This is a genomic window from Hoylesella buccalis ATCC 35310 (genome assembly GCF_025151385.1).
GTDB classification, from domain to species: Bacteria; Bacteroidota; Bacteroidia; order Bacteroidales; family Bacteroidaceae; genus Prevotella; species Prevotella buccalis.
The window spans coordinates 2,907,469-2,925,437 of the sequence record NZ_CP102287.1 but is presented as its reverse complement, the minus strand read 5'-3'; the positions used below and the strand labels follow the sequence as shown (position 1 = coordinate 2,925,437).

The 17,969-nt window shown below is 45.5% G+C and carries 7 protein-coding genes and 3 pseudogenes; 1 reads left to right on the top strand and 9 read right to left on the bottom strand.

Annotated elements, in window-relative coordinates; translation table 11 throughout:
* Nucleotides 1-8: 8 nt before the first annotated feature.
* The 8 genes and pseudogenes from dinD to NQ518_RS11930 form a co-directional block, all read right to left on the bottom strand.
* Nucleotides 9-848, bottom strand: coding sequence for a DNA damage-inducible protein D (gene dinD / locus NQ518_RS11965; protein WP_227207275.1), 840 nt, complete (start codon nucleotides 846-848; stop codon nucleotides 9-11).
* Between the two features lie 89 nt (nucleotides 849-937).
* A pseudogene (locus tag NQ518_RS11960) lies at nucleotides 938-1,896 on the bottom strand (Fic/DOC family protein).
* A pseudogene (locus tag NQ518_RS11955) lies at nucleotides 1,883-2,111 on the bottom strand (transcriptional regulator). Before NQ518_RS11955 ends, NQ518_RS11960 begins: the two co-directional pseudogenes overlap by 14 nt.
* Before the next feature lie 82 nt (nucleotides 2,112-2,193).
* A pseudogene (locus tag NQ518_RS11950) lies at nucleotides 2,194-2,324 on the bottom strand (Fic family protein); the annotation flags it as partial.
* Between the two features lie 587 nt (nucleotides 2,325-2,911).
* Nucleotides 2,912-5,971: a GEVED domain-containing protein gene (locus NQ518_RS11945; protein ID WP_227207273.1), complete on the bottom strand. Its 3,060-nt coding sequence runs from the start codon at nucleotides 5,969-5,971 to the stop codon at nucleotides 2,912-2,914.
* 115 nt (nucleotides 5,972-6,086) lie between these two features.
* Nucleotides 6,087-7,889: a SusD/RagB family nutrient-binding outer membrane lipoprotein gene (locus NQ518_RS11940; RefSeq protein WP_227207271.1), complete on the bottom strand. Its 1,803-nt coding sequence runs from the start codon at nucleotides 7,887-7,889 to the stop codon at nucleotides 6,087-6,089.
* 15 nt (nucleotides 7,890-7,904) lie between these two features.
* A complete protein-coding gene (locus tag NQ518_RS11935; RefSeq protein WP_227961711.1) occupies nucleotides 7,905-11,435 on the bottom strand; it encodes a SusC/RagA family TonB-linked outer membrane protein in 3,531 nt (1,176 codons plus the stop codon).
* A gap of 100 nt (nucleotides 11,436-11,535) precedes the next feature.
* On the bottom strand, nucleotides 11,536-12,519 hold the full coding sequence (locus NQ518_RS11930; protein WP_227961713.1) for a FecR family protein: 984 nt from the start codon (nucleotides 12,517-12,519) through the stop codon (nucleotides 11,536-11,538).
* A 147-nt stretch (nucleotides 12,520-12,666) separates the two neighbouring features.
* On the opposite strand from NQ518_RS11930, the gene NQ518_RS11925 reads away from it, so the two are divergent.
* The gene (locus NQ518_RS11925; RefSeq protein ID WP_227961715.1) at nucleotides 12,667-13,305 is read left to right on the top strand and encodes an RNA polymerase sigma-70 factor; all 639 of its coding nucleotides are present in this window, start codon (nucleotides 12,667-12,669) and stop codon (nucleotides 13,303-13,305) included.
* A gap of 339 nt (nucleotides 13,306-13,644) precedes the next feature.
* On the opposite strand, the gene rpoC is transcribed toward NQ518_RS11925, so the two are convergent.
* Nucleotides 13,645-17,958, bottom strand: a complete 4,314-nt coding sequence (rpoC, locus tag NQ518_RS11920) for a DNA-directed RNA polymerase subunit beta' (protein ID WP_227961717.1) — start codon at nucleotides 17,956-17,958, stop codon at nucleotides 13,645-13,647.
* Nucleotides 17,959-17,969 lie beyond the last annotated feature (11 nt).

Below are 17,969 nucleotides of genomic sequence, written 5' to 3'. Positions count from 1 at the left end.
TTCATATATCATGATTTCTTTTTTGTTTTGTTGATCAGTGCTTTTTTCTCCTCACTCGCCAATCTCCTTTCAACCTTTTTTACATCCTCAGCGGGAGGGAGATTTTCGGGGATGATTCCTCGTTGAATCATTATTTGCCGAACTGCTTTATTGTTCTCTATATGTTCTTTGCTGATTTGACCCTCTCCGTATAAATCTTTTTGTTGCACATTGACATTTGTCATTTCTGCTGCAAAATCCTTCGCCTTGATGCTTATTGTGGGCAAAAAGTCGGCTATTGGTCTGCTCACTGGTACTCCCATCTTTCTTTTCATTTGTGCCGTATTCAAACGAAACAGAGCCTGATCTCCTTTAGAGCGAATTGTTGCAAAACCTTTATTGTCGATACCTCTTTCATAGAGTACTCCAGAAAGATGCTTCTCTGTTTCTTGTAGTTTTGTACGAGCTTTGATTCGTTCAATCTCCAGTAATCTTTGTTCTATTAGCTCGGTTTTACGCGTTTGAATGGCAAAATAGGTTTGTGCAAAAGCAATTTGTTCCTTACGTGGGTCTCCATTTTGTGCAATGAGATAACAGGCGTATCGAGTTAATAGCATGTCGTTGATTTCTCTTTCTGACCCAGAACCGAGATTAACCATTTTCTTGACGTCAGGAAAATGGTCGGATATCTGTTGTCCTGCTTTGTCGCAGGCTGTTTTAGCTTTGTCTATGACTTTAGAAAAATTCTCCCACTTGGAATAGCCTAACAGAGTTTGGAGTTCACGTGCGCTCCAACACTCCACTCCTTCTACTTCCGCAGCTGCGGCTTCAAAATCGTTGTAGAGTTCTTGAATTACTTCTTTTTTCATATATAGTTGTTTGTATTTTTTATTTTACCTTCTCTCCTCTTTATATGTAATAGCTCAATGCTTTAGCAGATTACTTCTCATTCTATTGATTAATCATTTTGTTCATAATAATATGAATAATCAATACCCTTCATAAACATTTCTCGATCATTGATCTTGGTGGTGAGTGCAGGTTGCACCAAGGCTTTGATGTGCGTGCTGTCTGCAACACTCTCACGCATAGCTTTGAGATAGTCGGTTTGTCTATTTGGCTCCAATCCACACACCGCTTGAGAGAACGCTTTAGCATGAGGTCGAGCCAAATGCGAGTACTGCGACCATTACCCTCCATAAAAGGATGGGCTACGTTGTATAAATTCGGCTGCACTCGACCATTAGTGAACGAGTTCACATGGTACTCGTTTGCACGAATTTTCATCTCCACATATTTGTCCATTATCTCATCAAAGGTGGTTTCGGGCATTCGCTCAATCGTTTGCAGCGTAGCAGGGAAGTGCATACAATTAGCAAAGGTAAAACCTCCTTTGGAGATATTCTTCGTACGTATCTGCCCTGCAAAATCGTAAAGACCACCAAAGAGATAAGCGTGTATTTGTTGTAAACATTTGATTGTACCTGGGTCTACAGTCTTTAAGATACCACTTTCAAAAAGCTGATAAGCCTTTTTCTTGCTCTGTCCGTCAATAGTGTTATCACTATAGAGGAACCAGTCAAGAAAGTTCATAGCCTTGGTATTATTGATATGCTTTGCCAAAAGGGTTACACCCTCTGCATCAAGTGTGTCTGTCAATCGATATTTACCATCAGGGGCTACGAGCTTCAACTGGTTAGTAGCACTAACCACTTCACTATCTTCCTTTCGCAGTTTGGTCTTAAGATACTTCCAATAGTTCCTCGTCTTTTGGTAATCATCTTGCTCGTTGATGGCAGCAATAATATCAAGCACTGAGAACCACCACTTGCTGTTCTCTTCATCCCATACGGCACGTACTTCACGGTCGTTGAAGAAGCGAATTGATTTCTTATGTTGTTCTTTATATTTTACCATAATGAAAAAAGTATTCATTTGGAGTATTAATCCATTCTTTTGGATTCACCTGCAAGATCTCTGTTATTTGGAATAGCAATGTAAGGCTGGCTGATGACGATTGCAAACGTAAGAGTTTTCTATCGAAAACTCTCGTCCAGCTTTTTTGCAAACCATCTTTGCTTCATCCTTTTTTCGGTCAACACCTCTTTTGTTCTGTTGGTTGGACTTTCCATAAATATAGATAAGATGATATGCAAATATAGTAAATATTATTGTATAATATGCCAAAAAGGTGATGTATCATAACACTTCTTGAATATTGTAATCTCTTATCTTAGCGCCTGTTCATAGATGTCTTCAAATAATCGGCGATGGATGGCAATATATTCTAATGACGTGAGCGTAAAGCTCTGTTCGATTAAGAATTCGGTGATACGAGCCGACAAGTTGCAAGAGTGGTTGTTCACAGAGCTCACCAAAGACATTCAGGTCGAATATCTGTTCCACGGTGCTTGATTGAACCGCAAGGTTTATTTGAGGGCGGTTCTATAAATTACCACCGTAAAGTTTTTTATGTCAGTCTTTTTACGTTTTGTCATCTTGTGGACTCTTTTTGGTTCAATTTGCTTGTTCGTTCAGTCGTATAGCTCGCTATACTCCTTCACTCACAAACAAATTGATCTCAAAAATAGTCTCACGATCTGTCAAAGCTAATTTATAGAACCGCCCTTGAGCCATAACTAAAGCCTGATGAAACCAAAGATTCGCGTGCAATGGACATTTGGTAGGCTGATTTTGTATCAGGGATTCTCTCTGAAACTGGCAACCCATTAGCGTCAAACCATAAGCATCCAACATTTGCGGCCTTTGTGTTATCTTCCTACTTAACTACACAAAAGCGGCAATGTTGGATGCTTACGATTAACAAAAAACCGTTAGGTAATTGGAACTCTCAATATTGTTGCGCTCATCGCATTGAAGTTCTACCAACTACCTAACGGTTATATTTCATGTGATTAAAGTTTTATGTGAATTATTTAACCACTAACTTTTCAGTTCTTATTACATTCTTGTTTTGCATCTTTACAAGGTAAACACCTTCTTGAAGCTCGTTTCGGCTAACTGATGTTGGGTTTGTAAGATATTGTACCATCTTTCCGTCAACAGTGTAAATCCAAGCCTTCTCTACATTGGTAAAGAGGATGTCATTACCATTTACTGTCACGTTGGAAACACCACCAGCAAATACGGTGTTGTCTACGCCAGTCGTTTCATTCAATCCTTCGGGCTGCTCAGCAACACCCTGGTCATGCTGTGTATCCACATATTGACGCTGTCCGTCTTTCTTACCTTGTATCTCTACATCAAAGTCGATGGTAAATCCTTTGGCTGTCAAGCCAGTTGGCAAGAAAGTTCCGCCAAACCAAGCATCTGCAAACACAATACGCAAACGACTTGTACCTACGTGAGCATCTTGAGGTACTGTAAACTTAAATGTATAGCCGTTCGGATCTTGTATCTCAGGACTTGCTGCACGTACTCTACCAGCAAAGAAGATACGCTCACCCATTGGGTCTACATCAGGGGCATCTGGATAGTTAAATGTACCACTACCGTCTAAGTCTAACCAACCACCTGCAAAGCACCACTTCAAACCGTCTTTTTCATTGGGAGCCTTAAAGGTCATCGTAATCTCTTGTCCTTGCTTGACAATCAACTTGTGGTCGCGTGCGTTTGCATACTGTGAGCTGTCGCGTGGCGACTCCGTAGCTGTATAGTTTAAGTTTTGTACGGCACCAGTAGTTGTAACGCTTGTCAAGAATCTTTGTTCTACAGCTGTCTTGAATCCATCAGCATTTGGATTAATCTTACTAATTCCATAAGTATCTGTTCCACCAACTGTTTCTTCTGGCAATTGAGAAGCGTCGGCACGCGTAATCTCTACCCATTCGACGGGTGAATAAGTCTTCAAGTCTGTTGATACAGAGCGTACACCAATAAATGGTTTTTCGTTAGCAGCATCAGTAAATACTATGTTAGGAATATAGGTACCCCACTGTGTAGTACGACCTACTTCTGAAACACGTCCGTCTTTACCATTCTTATACATAATCTCGAAGTGATCGATGTTAGCCTCGCAGTTGTAAATCATACCATAAGCTGAACGTTCACCTGTAGAATGGTCTACATCCCAATGCAGCTTTGCAGAAAGACTCTTCTGTGACTCTTCTTTCACTTCTACCATGAGATTCTTAACATTAGCAGGTGTAGCCTTCACGTCGTCGTTGAGTTCGAGCTTACCTACCAACACATTGTACTTGTCTGTTACGTTCTTGGCACGCAAACCAATGTGAGTAATGCGGTCGCCCATGTTGACAGGCAGGCTCACCTTCTTCTCTTGCCATGTCTTGTCGTCAGTAGCACCAACAGCCACTTCTTTCCACTGATTGTTCACCTTAACAATCAGGTACAAGTTAGACTCGCCAGCTTGTTTTGTCTTCAAAGCTACTTTTGCAATAGGATTAGCTGCACTCACGTTAAGGTCGGTTCTAAACAGAACTACATCAACACCCGATGCTGAAGACTGTCCTTTCAACAGTAAGCATGAACCACCGTTATACGAGTCGATGTGTGTAAATTCTGGCTGCAAAGCATTTGAAACAGTTTCTGTTCCTTCGCCATAAACCAACCAGCGATAAGTAGGCACTACATCTTGGTTCGCCATGTTGTACCATGTACCAGCCGTTTTCTTACCTTTATAGTTGTAACGCTCTCCATTACCCAAGTTGAAGTGTGTCAAGAAAGGAAGATTGCCTTGTATCGCTGAACGCTCTGGAATGAACGAAGCCAAACCACAGAATGTCTTCAATGCGTTCTCACCTTCCCACTCATGTCCTGTGTTTTTTATAGCAGGACGATTCAATGGACTTCTGTTACCGCCAGAGAAACCACGCTCCAACAGGCGTTGGTAGTTGTACTGTGCATTGAGCGCATCCGAACCAGAGTTGTAACTCCAGAAACGGCTATCTCCATGCTCACCCCAAAGGCAGATACCAATTCGCTTCACGGTTTCGTTAGGTTCGTAAGTATAGGTACCCGTGGTCCAATCGTATTTTGCTTTTCCTACCAAACCTTGCCAATTGCGATTCATACTAACAATCCAAGCGCCTCCGTAAAGGCCTTCTGCGGTTCCCAAAGCTTGTTCTGCAGTTTGTACAGAACTTTCATAACCCTGGACAGCAAAGTCACCTCCAGCATAGTTGAGGAACAGGTCGAAAGTCTTGCCAGTGGCTTTTGTACCATATAAATAGTCAACTGCCGCACTCGACAGGCTGGAGCCTTGCGTATAAAGAGCTGCGTGGAAGTTATTGAAGCCCATCTTCTCTGCTTCCTTGTACAAAGCCTTGTGGAAACCTGTTACATCAGAATTAGAGTATGAGTTATCTTCCCAGTTGTAGTTGATACCGTCAAACCCGAAGAACAGCAGACAGTTGAGCATGGGTTTAACATACTTATAGGTGCCATCCGAGTTTTTGGTTTGGATAAAACTTACATAAGCTCCATCACCAGAACCTGCTGTCCAGCTTTCAAAAAACTTGATACCACTCATGATGTCGGTACCATTCTTGTGTGCCGCATCAGTCCATGCTCCCGGAGCCTGGAACAAGCCATGGTTCCAAGAACCAAAGAGGTTGGTGTAGTTCCACATAGAGAACACATCATTGGCAAAGTTGGACGATGGATAGCCACCGATGCCCTTACCCGAACCGCTCGGAATATTCATAAACAGGTTACGCTTCTCGTAGGTGTCTTTCACCAAACGGTCTTTGCGATCCAAGATGGCACGCTGCTTAACGTGCGAACGCACAAAAGCAATGTCAGAAGCTTGAATACCTGCAGCCTCAAATTCAGCCTTTGTAGGATAGTTACGACCGTTCTGCAAAGCCTTATCGAAAAGGTTCAGCAGAGTAACCTCATTAAATCCAGCGAAATCATAAATCGTGGATGTTGCCGTTGGCGACATGTCAGACTGTGCATTTGCAGATCCAGCCAAACAAGCCAAAAGCACCAGGGGTAAAAATCTTTTCTTCATAGATTTGGTTGTTTTTTAATGGTTAAGTTGTAAATGTTAAATTAATGGTTAGGGGAACCGTCTGTTCATATTCAGCGAACAGACAGTAGTTCCCTGTCACCGTATTATTAATAAGTTAAAAGTTTCCTTTTCCTTTCACATCCCACCATACACGCGTAGCTTGCTGGTCGGGACCACCCAAGGCTTTAAGTCCAGTAGCCTGAATGTCTTTCAACGAAGCATCATCGCTATTGGGGAAGAGAATGCGCCGAACCAAATCGCCTGATTTCAAACTGCCGTCTCCTTCCTCAACGTTTAGAACGGGGAACATCTTGGGATAACCAGTGCGTCGCATTTCGCCCCATGCCTCCATACTGTTAGGGAAGAGTGCGATGTATTTCTGCGTGATGATTTTCTCTAACTTCGTTTCCTTGTCATCGGCTTCATTCCATTTGACGCCAATCTTCGTCACGCTTTCCATATCAGGCGATGAGCCAGTTGGATCCTTATACGTATAAGCAACCGGCTCTTCCACATTTGCATATTGTGAGAGTACTGGCTTTAGTGCATTGTAAATATCTGAACCTGGCTCCAAGAAAGCAGAGTTTTCGATGGCGCGGGTATAGAACTGCTCGGCTTTTCCACCCATATCCCATCCTCGCAAGGCACCTTCGGCACGCAAGAAGTCGATTTCTGCCCACTTAAACAGGTACAAAGGTGCTTTATCAATCAGCAACTTGTTGATTCGGCTAAAGCCAATAAACTGGTTAGAACCGTAAGACTGTCCCTTGCCCGTGTGTATACCCGAACGGATACCTACTTCGTCTGTTTCTGCAGGCAAGGTGACCCCTTGATCATTACTCAAGTCTCCACTGTTTTTCATGCAAAGGGAGAAACGATAAGGGTGTGTCAAACTCTTCAGCATACTAACAAACGAGGCACTAAAGCGCATGTCACCCCAGCCATCGGAAATTTCTACCAAAGGATGAACACCTCCGTATATAGAGGGGAAGAGTGCCACTTCATACTTCAAATCGTCAATCACTCCACTCTTCACTGCTTCCTCTGCCCACTTTTGTGCCAACTGTGGCTCTGCCTTGACCATGTGCATGGCCATACGCAACTTCAGCGAATTGGCAAAGCGAACCCATGTTTCCATGTTTTTCACACCATTTCTTTGATCATGCGTCACCTCGCTAAACTTGTTGACAATGTCCTTTACCTTGGCTTGATACCAAGCAGGCTTGCTATCAAAGTAACGCAGACAATTAACAATGGTATCAATATTGGCTTCGGCACCTGTGTAGATGGTCTTCATGTCATCGTACTTGAAAGGTGGATCCACCTTGTTAGCCTTGAAGTCATTGTAAGGAATGGTTCCATACATGTCTACATTTTCAATCGCTGCATAGTTGTATAACAACAAGGCAATCGCCTTCACCTCAGGAATTGAGTCGCAAGATTTGTGGTTGAGCAATGGTGTTAAACTGGTACGTGCTCCCATAAACTGACTGTTAGGTCCAGAAATCCAATCCTGACTGGCATGATAGGAAGATATCAATTCACTGGCAAAAGCGAAGTCAGAATGGGGAACAACACCATATTGTGCGTACACATCGGGCAACGTATAAATACGCTGGTAAGCATGTGAAACAGGATATTGTCCTTCCTTTCCACCTCGCATACAGTATTGGGCTACTTTCAGCATACCTAAGTACTTATCCAAGCTCTTGGCTGCTGCATCTACTTGCTCCTCTGTGTACAACGCTTTATAGTTGATGAGATTTACAGAGTCAGCTTCGCCTACAATGTCACCCTCATCAATAGTGATGTCATTTGGGCGGAAATCATCAGTCGGCTCATCAAAGTCCAAGCACGACTGCAGGGTCATGAACCCTGTAGTAAGTGCTGCTATTGCAATATATTGTATTCTTTTCATTGTTTGAACGATTGTTTAGAATGTTAGTTTCATTGATAATCCATACGAGCGTGAAGAAGGCATGTTGAACATTTCGAACGCACCTAATCCGTTACCAGTTGACAAAGATACATCAGGATCAACGGGTGAATTCTTGTACAAGAAGAATAAGTTGCGTGCAATGAACGACACATTGAGGCTGGCATTGCTCTTAAAGAGATTTTGGAACGTATAGCCCATAGACAACTCGCGCAAGCGGAAGTTAGTGGCATCATAGATATACTCCAATGGACTCTTCTTCACACCACCGATACTGGTGTAATAACTCTCAATAGGAACCAACCTGCCACTACCATCGGGCAGAGGCATTGCCAGTTGTCCATTGGCTGTCAACTTGTGTTGCTCGGCATACAAGCGTGCATCTGCGGTACGCTGTGACAATCCTAAGTTGTCAAGGTACGACTCGGTGAGCGAAATCACCTTACCACCAATGCGACCATTGATGAGGAAGAACAACTGGAAGTTCTTATAGCTAAGGGTGTTGCTCCAACCCATTTGCCACTTAGAGTTCATGTTGCCGGCATATACCGTGTATTTTTTAGAAGCCTCAGACTCAAAACTCAGTCTTCCGTCTTTCGTCGTAACGAGTGTTCCGTCGGCATTGCGTTTGTAATCGGTTACATACATGTCACCAATCGATCCACCTTTCTTATATCTTACGCGCACCTCAGCCACATCTTGGAACACCAACTTCTCGGTGCCATCAGGGTTGTAGGTGGTCTCCAAAATTTCGTTATCGTTGTACGACAGGTTGTAAGAAGTCTTCCAACGCCAGTCTTTACCAAAGCGGAAGTTATAGCCAAGGGTCGTCTCCACACCCATGTTTCGAATCTTTCCAGAGTTCATCGGCTCAATTTTTCCAGAAGCATTGGCTCCCTCCATATATTGATCGGTAGAGAGGGCATGGTAGAACGTGAAGTCGAAGTCGAGACGACTGCCGAACCATGACGACTCAATACCTGTCTCGAATGAGCGAGTTTTCTCGGGTTTAGGATTCTTGAATGATGAGTATGGTGACGGTGGAACAGCTCCGGTGAACGTATCACGCGACGATCTCGCCAGTACCTTGTTAGGAATAGAGTTACCTACCTCTGAATAAGAAGCACGATATTTCAAGTAAGAAATCACCTCTGGCAGCTTGACCATAGAGCTAACAATGGCATTGGCACCAAAACCAAAGTAACCATAGCTTTCGGATGTGCCGCGATTCTTGAACTGTCTGAAGGCACGATACCAGTCCTGACGATAGGAAGCATCAAAGTACACCATGTCTTTCCAACCAATTTGAGCAGTGAACAGGGCAGCCTTGTCCCAGTTGGTGTTTACCGAAGCACGCGTTTCACCTGCTGTGGCAGCATCGGTCTCAAAATAGTTCACGAGTTTGGAGAATCTTATCTTGTTGCCATCCTTCGGCGTTGCAGTGGTATAAGTATTCTGAAACTTGGTCTTGATAAGGTGAGCCACCCATCCTGCTGTTGCTGAAACACTCCATGTGTCTTCAAATGTCTTATTGTAAGACAGCAAGTAGTCTGTATAAATTTCCGAAGTGCGGTCCAAAGTCTTTGAATAGATACCATAAGGCTCAATACCTCCAGGGGTGAAGGTGGTAGCGTATCGTTTTCCGTCATTGTCGTACTTGGTGTGGTCAATGCTAAGACGTGCCTGGAAATCCAAACCATCATAAATGTCAATCTTACCACTCACCGTTCCAAACACACGGTCGGTGCGCTGCTTGGTATTGTTCATGCGGGTAAGCCAATAAGGGTTGTTCTGGCTCTTCTCCAAGTATGCCCAGTCTTGCATCGGACCATTGAATGTCAAATCAGTGGTGGTAAGCTCGTAGATACTACCATTTTGCTGTACGTATGCAGGAACGTTCTTCGCCATCCACGTACCATTTTCACGATAGTAATGGTTGCGATAGTAGTCCATGTCCAAGTTGCGTGGTGCTGTGTACATGTGGTACACTGGGTTCATCACCGTACCTCCACCAGGACGGTTGTTGGTAATGGTCTGGATATAGTTGATAGCAGTATTGATATGTAGTCGTTTGAGGAAGTTGTACGACTGTCGGAAATTCACCGTATTACGGTTGTATGAATTGCTAACCAGCATACCGTTGGCGTGCGAGTTAGAGAAAGAGAAGTAACTCTGTATCTTCTCTGTACCTCCTGAAAACGATACCGAGTTGTTGATCGTGGTACCTGTGCGGTAGAAGTCGTCCAAGTCGTTCTTGGCAGCATTACGCAAATGAACGGTATTGACGAAACCCGGGGCAAAAGGTGCCGACGAGTCAAAGGACGATTGCAAGGTTAACTGGTCGGCAGGGCGGTTAGCCACCTTGTCTCCCCAGCTACCAATATCAAGTCCACCAGCTGATTTGATGCGTGCACCATAAACGTCTTGTATCTTAGGTGTGAGCAGTGGCGTGTCGAAAGTAATGTTGGACGTAACGCTTACTGATAGCTTTCCTTCCTTTCCTTTCTTTGTCGTAATCATCACCACACCGTTAGCGGCTGCCGAACCGTAGAGAGCGGCAGCATTGGCACCCTTCAGTACGTTCATCGACTCAATATCGTCAGGGTTGATCATCGACAAAGGGTCAGCACCTTCTGAAACACCTGAGTACTCGATGTTCGAACCATTGATTTGCCCACGCGTACCATTGCTCATCGGAACTCCGTCCAATACAATGAGTGGAGAGCTGTTTCCCAACACCGACTTGTTACCGCGGAGGATAATCTTGGATGCACCACCGGCGCCACCGGCACTTGGCGTGATAACGACGCCCGACACCTTACCTTCCAAAGAGTTCACTGCGTTGGGATCTTGTACACGCATCAAGTCTTCTGCCTTTACCTGTTGCGTAGCATAGGTCAGCGATTTCTCCTTACGCTGAATACCCATGGCGGTAACCACCACTTCGTTAAGCGTACTGCTCTCCTCGCTCAGGGTGACATTCAGTGTTGCGCCAGTGGCCACCAATGTCTGCGGAGCATAGCCTATGTACGAGAACTCCAACGTGGGAGCCGTCTCTTTCGTCGTAAGAGAGTAGTTTCCGTCAATATCGGTTACCACCCCCTCTTTCGAGTTTCTTATCCTGACCGTCACACCGATGAGCGGCTCACCGCTGGCGTCTACAACGGTTCCATGGATTTTGCGCGGTTGTCCCACACTGTTGGTCACCGTGGTCCCTCCCTGCGGACGTGTGCCGCGGCGATAGATGGTAATCATCTTATTCTCTATCGTATACGTTAATGACGGATCAAGCACTTTGTCAAGCACCTTGCTGACTGGCTCATTCTTGAATGACGCTGAGATTTTCTTGTTGGCATCTACTTCCTTTACCTTGTAGATGACAGACATCCGGGTTTGTTTTTCCACCTCTTTCAGAACGGTCTTCAGTGGAGTTTTACTAAACACCTTCGTGACTGTCTGGGAAAGGGCTCTGACAGGACACAGAAGGAACACGGCAAGAAGCGAATAATAAAGGTATTTTCCTCTCATGGTTGTTGTTTACTTTTCTGTTAGATTAGAGATAAATTTATTAAATAATGTATGTTTTTTTGTTCATGTTGACGCAGTCATCACATGGGACAAACGCGCACTAACGTTCGAGGATTTGCACATTCTTCCCCTGTCTGACAACTCGTATAGGGATGATTCTCTGCAGTCCTCGCATGATACCGTCGAAATCCTCACCGTTGTTCAGCGAGATGGCCAGCCGCTCATCACGCAAGGAGGTCGACTGTACGGTGATGTTCATATTGAACCTGCGCGAAAGCACTTTAACCAGATTGGCCAGGGTAATGCTCTCGTACTCGGTATTGCCATGAATCCAGGCATTAGCTTTGGTTGACGCTTTGGTCTTGATCAGTTCTCCTGACACCTGGTTCAGCGTGACCTTCTCTCCTGGAACCATCATGACACGCTCATTGTCGAGGCTCACCTGCACACTTCCCTCTAACAGCGTTGTCGTAACAGTGGCATCGTCGTCATAGGCTGATATATTGAACTTGGTTCCATGGACAATCACGTCATATCCCTTGGTGTTTACCGTGAACTTGGATCCCGCATGCTTAGCCACCTCAAAATAAGCCTCGCCGTTGAGTTCAACCACACGGCTGTCACCACCGAACGAAGCTGGATAGCGTAAGTCTGACCCTGCGTTGAGCCACACGCGCGACCCATCAGGCAACACCACTTCGGCTTTGCCGCCAAGTGGTGCTATGCAGGTGTAATAAGCCTCTGACCCAGCGTGACGGCTGCTGAAAAAGTAGGTAACGAGTGACGACACCAGAACCAAAGCTACGGCTGCGGCAGCAAGCTTACGACGAAGATACATCTTGCGTGACCTCATGCGGATAGGACTGCTGCCTTGGACACGGCACCAGACCCTTCGCCATTCTTCCTCAACTGCTGCTGATGGGACATGGGTTGCGTTCCACGCCTGCTCCATCGCATCGAAGCGGGCGCGCTGCTCCTCATTCTCTTGAAGAAGGCCAAAAAGCATCTGCTCTTCATCATAGGAAAGCCTGCCCTCAAAGAAGCCTCGGGCCAGTTCTGCCAATTGGTTGTCTGTATTTTGCATGTCTGTTTTTTCAATAGTCTTTATATGTATAACACCGAACTATCGCTTTACCCTAAACAAAACTTCAAGTAAATTGCACTTTATTTTTCAGATTCGTTTGCTATTTATGCAGACATTTTCTATCTTTGTGCTATACGTTCGCGCGAAATGGTAAGATATACAATGAATTCCGCTGAATTGTTCGATGACTTGAGGTTAGGAAAAGCCGAAGCGTTCGAATTTATCTTCAAGACCTATCAGCCCAGACTGAAGGCCTATGCCCTTCGCTTCATCCATCAGCCGGACGACTTGAACGACATCTTACAAGACTGTTTTGTAAAGCTATGGGAAAGCCGAGAAAAACTGACCCACATCTCCATTTCCTCACTCCTTTACACAATGGTGAGGAACGCGTGCCTTAATTTTTTGCGACACCAGATGGTAGCCAACCAGTACTCGTTTGACGAACTACCTCAACAACAGGGGTCAGAGCAGTTGTATAGCCTGATCTTTCACCACAATGCGGAAGAAGAACTGGTATATGAGGAGTTACACCGGCAAATTCATGAGGTTCTTGACTCCCTGCCCGAGCAATCAAAAATGATATTCAAGATGAGCCGCGAGGAGGATTTGCTGAACCGGGAAATAGCAGAGAAACTTGGTGTCTCCGTGAAGACCGTTGAATATCACATCACAAAAGTATTGTGTGCCCTTCGCTCTCTTGCATGCAAATATGACGAAAAAGCATTGATGGTACTGGCCGTGGCGGAAGTGTTGCTGTTAGGGCAAACAGACCTCAGTGTTTAAAGTCATTGACTTTGACCTCTAAACTCTATGACTTTGACCTCCAAACTCTATGACTTTGGGCACCAATCTCTATGACTTTGGGCACCAATCTCTATGACTTTGACAGGCAATAGCATAGTAATTGGGAATGTGCATTAAAGCATTGCTAACAAACCTTTTTGCGCATTGGTGAAACAACGGATGAGCTGGAATATTGGCGCATGTGACAAAACAGGCAACGAAAACGTTTCGAATCGCTATAAACACAAAAACCGGCTGCAAGTTTCAAGGCCTGCAGCCGGTTTCTGATAATGCAAGCGGCTGCCATGAGGCAGCCACTTGTTTGTTTTCTACAAGTGTTTACTCTGAAAAGTCGAGTACATTCTTGCGATTTGCTTCGATACGCTCGTACTCTTCTTTCGAGCCTACAATGAGTTTTTCCCATTGGCGAAGTCCTGTTCCGGCAGGAATCAGGTGACCGCAAATAACGTTCTCCTTCATTCCCTCCAGATGGTCTACCTTCGCACGGATGGCAGCCTCGTTGAGCACCTTAGTTGTTTCCTGGAACGAAGCAGCACTCATGAAGCTCTTGGTTTGCAAAGCAGCGCGGGTGATACCCTGAAGTATCTGAGTGGACGTAGCAGGAAGAGCATCACGAACCTCAACTGGCCGCAAATCACGGCGTTTCAAAGCCGAATTTTCATCACGGAGCTTGCGCGCCGTCACAATCTGTCCTACTTTCAACACCTCGCTATCACCGGCATTGGTAACCACCTTCTTACCCCAGATACGATCGTTCTCCTCAGCAAAATCGAGCTTGTCTACCAGTTCTTGCTCCAAGAAAGTAGTATCACCCGGCTCGTTGATTTGAACCTTCCGCATCATCTGGCGAACAATGATTTCGAAGTGCTTGTCATTAATTTTCACACCTTGCAAGCGGTATACGTCTTGCACCTCGTTCACGATGTACTCTTGTACGGCGGTTGGGCCTTTGATGGCCAAGATATCATCGGGTGTGATGACACCATCAGACAACGGCGTACCAGCACGAACGGCATCGTGTTCCTGAACAAGAATCTGCTTGCTCAATGAAACAAGATACTTCTTTTGCTCACCGGTTCTTGAGGTGACGATGATTTCACGGTTGCCTCGTTTCACCTTACCCATGGTTACCTCTCCATCGATTTCAGAAACCACAGCGGGGTTGGATGGGTTACGAGCCTCAAACAACTCGGTAACGCGCGGCAGACCACCAGTGATATCACCTGCGCCACCTACGGCACGCGGTATCTTCACCAAGGTTTCACCCGACTTGATGGTTGCTCCGTCATCAACGACAACGTGTCCACCAACAGGGAAGTTATAGGTACCCAACACTTCTCCATTCTTGCCGATGATGTCACAGGTAGGCACCAATGACTTATCTTTGGAGTCGCTAATAATCTTTTCTGTGAGACCCGTTGTTTCGTCAGTTTCAGCATGGTAGGTTTTACCAGCGACAACGCCATTAAACTTCAAGGTACCAGAATATTCTGAAACGATCAATGCGTTGAAAGGATCCCACTTAGCAATGAGGCTTCCTTTTTTCACCTTGTCACCATGTTTGTAATAGAGTGAGCTGCCATAGGGTACATTCAGCGTACTTAATACGATGTCGGTGTTGGGATCGATGAAACGGATCTCAGCCAAACGGCTCACCACTTTCATACATTCAACATCCTTCTCGCCATCACTCTCAACGAATGGTACGGTACGCAGTTCTTCAAATTCAATCTTGCAGTCGTTCTTTGCCACGATGCTGGCATTAGCAGCTGCGTTACCAGCCACACCACCAGCGTGGAAGGTACGAAGGGTAAGCTGTGTACCCGGTTCACCAATGGCTTGGGCTGCGATAACGCCAACGGCCTCACCCTTTTGAACCATGCGGGCTGTAGCGAGGTTACGTCCGTAACACTTCTTGCAGACGCCACGCTTGCTCTCACAAGTGAGCACCGAACGAATTTCAACACTCTCGATGGGAGATTCATCTATCTGGCGGGCTTTGTCCTCTGTGATTTCCTCACCAGCCGCTACAATCAGTTCGCCTGTTGTCGGGTGAATGATGTCATGCACAGAAACACGTCCTAAGATACGTTCGTAAAGCGTCGAAATAATCTCATCCCCACTCTTCAGTGCTGTGCAAACCAGTCCACGCAAAGTACCACAATCTTCTTCGGTGATGATGACATCGTGGGAAACGTCTACCAAACGACGTGTCAAATAACCAGCGTCGGCAGTCTTCATAGCCGTATCGGCAAGACCCTTACGGGCACCGTGCGAAGAGATAAAGTACTCGAGCACTGACATACCTTCCTTGAAGTTCGAAAGAATAGGGTTCTCGATAATCTGTTGTCCTTCAGCTCCTGCTTTCTGAGGTTTGGCCATCAAACCACGCATACCAGAGAGCTGCTTAATCTGATCCTTAGAACCACGGGCTCCGGAATCGAGCATCATGTACACGGCATTGAATCCCTGATCGTTCTCGGTCATCACCTTCATGAGGACGTCACCCAGTTCATTGTTGACATGCGTCCATGCATCGATGACCTGATTGTAACGTTCAGTATCGGTGATGAATCCCATCTCGTAGTTGGACTTGATTTGATTTACCTCGTCCTGGCCTTTCTTCACAATGCCTTCCTTCTCTTCAGGAATGATGATATCATCCAGGTTGAAGGAAAGACCTGCCAAGTAAGCCATGCGGTAACCCAAATTCTTGATACCATCCAAGAACTCACATGCGCGAGCCATACCTACGACCTTGATAACATCCGAAATAATGCCGCGCAGGGTCTTCTTAGAAATGATGTCATTGAAATAGCCCACTTCATCTGGGATGATGCCATTGACGATGACGCGACCCACTGACGTGTCGACCATGCGGTCTTCCAGCTGTCCGTTAATCAAATCCTTTACAATCACTTTCACAGGGGCATGTAAGTCGCATCGTCCTTCATTATAGGCGATGATGGCTTCTTCAGGACCATAGAAAGTAAGGCCAGCGCCCTTGGCTCCTGGGCGAATCTTGGTTACATAATACAAACCGAGCACCATGTCCTGAGAAGGAACGGTGATAGGAGCACCATTGGCTGGGTTCAAGATATTGTGGCTCTGGAGCATCAAAATCTGTGCTTCAAGAACGGCCTCATTACTCAAAGGAAGATGAACAGCCATCTGGTCACCATCAAAGTCGGCATTGAAGGCAGTACAAGCCAAAGGATGCAACTGAATAGCCTTGCCCTCAATCAGCTTAGGCTGGAAAGCCTGGATACCCAATCGGTGAAGTGTAGGGGCACGATTCAGAAGCACCGGATGACCCTTCATCACGTTCTCCAAGATGTCCCAAATGACAGGCTCACGACGGTCGACTATCTTCTTGGCACTCTTCACCGTCTTGACGATACCGCGTTCGATGAGTTTGCGGATGATGAAGGGCTTGTAGAGCTCGGCAGCCATCAATTTAGGCAAGCCACACTCTCCCATCTTCAATTCTGGTCCAACGACAATTACCGAACGAGCTGAATAGTCAACACGTTTACCCAAGAGGTTTTGACGGAAACGTCCTGCCTTACCTTTCAGAGAGTCAGACAATGACTTCAATGGACGATTGCTCTCGCTCTTCACTGCACTGCTCTTGCGTGAGTTGTCGAACAAGGAGTCGACTGCTTCCTGGAGCATACGCTTCTCATTACGCAGAATAACCTCAGGCGCTTTGATTTCCATCAAGCGTTTCAGACGGTTGTTACGAATAATGACGCGACGGTAGAGATCATTCAAGTCGGATGTAGCGAAGCGACCTCCATCCAATGGAACGAGCGGACGCAGCTCTGGAGGAATCACCGGAACAATCTTCAGAATCATCCACTCGGGGCGATTGACATCCGTACTGGTACGGAAGGCTTCAACAACCTGCAAACGCTTCAAAGCCTCTGTCTTACGCTGTTGGCTTGAGTCGTTGTTGGCACGGTCGCGCAACTCGTACGAGATAGAATCCAAATCCAGATTGGCCAGCAAATCATAGACTGCTTCGGCACCCATCTTGGCAATAAACTTATTCGGGTCGGTGTCCTCCAAGCGATCATTGTTTGGATCCAATTGATTGTCGATGATGTCTAAATATTCATCTTCCGACAGTAAATCCATGACATGTGACCCATTGACTTCGGCTCCATCAGCGTCTTTACGTCCTTCCATGAGTCCTGGCTTGATTACTACATATTTTTCGTAGTAAATCACCGAATCAAGTTTCTTGGTTGGCATACCCAACAAGTAACCAATCTTGTTAGGCAAAGAGCGGAAGTACCATATATGCGCTACAGGCACCACCAATTCAATATGTCCGGAACGTTCGCGACGTACTTTCTTTTCTGTGACCTCAACACCACAACGGTCGCAGACAATTCCCTTGTAACGAATACGCTTGTACTTACCACAAGCGCACTCGTAGTCTTTTGTAGGACCAAAGATGCGTTCACAGAATAAGCCATCCCGTTCGGGCTTGTATGTACGGTAATTGATGGTTTCTGGTTTAGTCACCTCACCGTATGAATTCTCCAGAATCTCTTCAGGAGAAGCCAAGCTGATGGTTATCTTCGTAAAATTATTTTTTACTTTTATATCTTTCTTAAAAGCCATGTTCTTTATCT

What these genes read in the sequence shown, in the direction of transcription:
- NQ518_RS11935 (WP_227961711.1), bottom strand. Translation starts at nt 11,435, where the DNA reads ATGAGAGGAAAATACCTTTATTATTCGCTTCTTGCCGTGTTCCTTCTG.
- dinD (WP_227207275.1), bottom strand. Translation starts at nt 848, where the DNA reads ATGAAAAAAGAAGTAATTCAAGAACTCTACAACGATTTTGAAGCCGCA.
- NQ518_RS11930 (WP_227961713.1), bottom strand. Translation starts at nt 12,519, where the DNA reads ATGCAAAATACAGACAACCAATTGGCAGAACTGGCCCGAGGCTTCTTT.
- NQ518_RS11940 (WP_227207271.1), bottom strand. Translation starts at nt 7,889, where the DNA reads ATGAAAAGAATACAATATATTGCAATAGCAGCACTTACTACAGGGTTC.
- rpoC (WP_227961717.1), bottom strand. Translation starts at nt 17,958, where the DNA reads ATGGCTTTTAAGAAAGATATAAAAGTAAAAAATAATTTTACGAAGATA.
- NQ518_RS11925 (WP_227961715.1), top strand. Translation starts at nt 12,667, where the DNA reads ATGGTAAGATATACAATGAATTCCGCTGAATTGTTCGATGACTTGAGG.
- NQ518_RS11945 (WP_227207273.1), bottom strand. Translation starts at nt 5,971, where the DNA reads ATGAAGAAAAGATTTTTACCCCTGGTGCTTTTGGCTTGTTTGGCTGGA.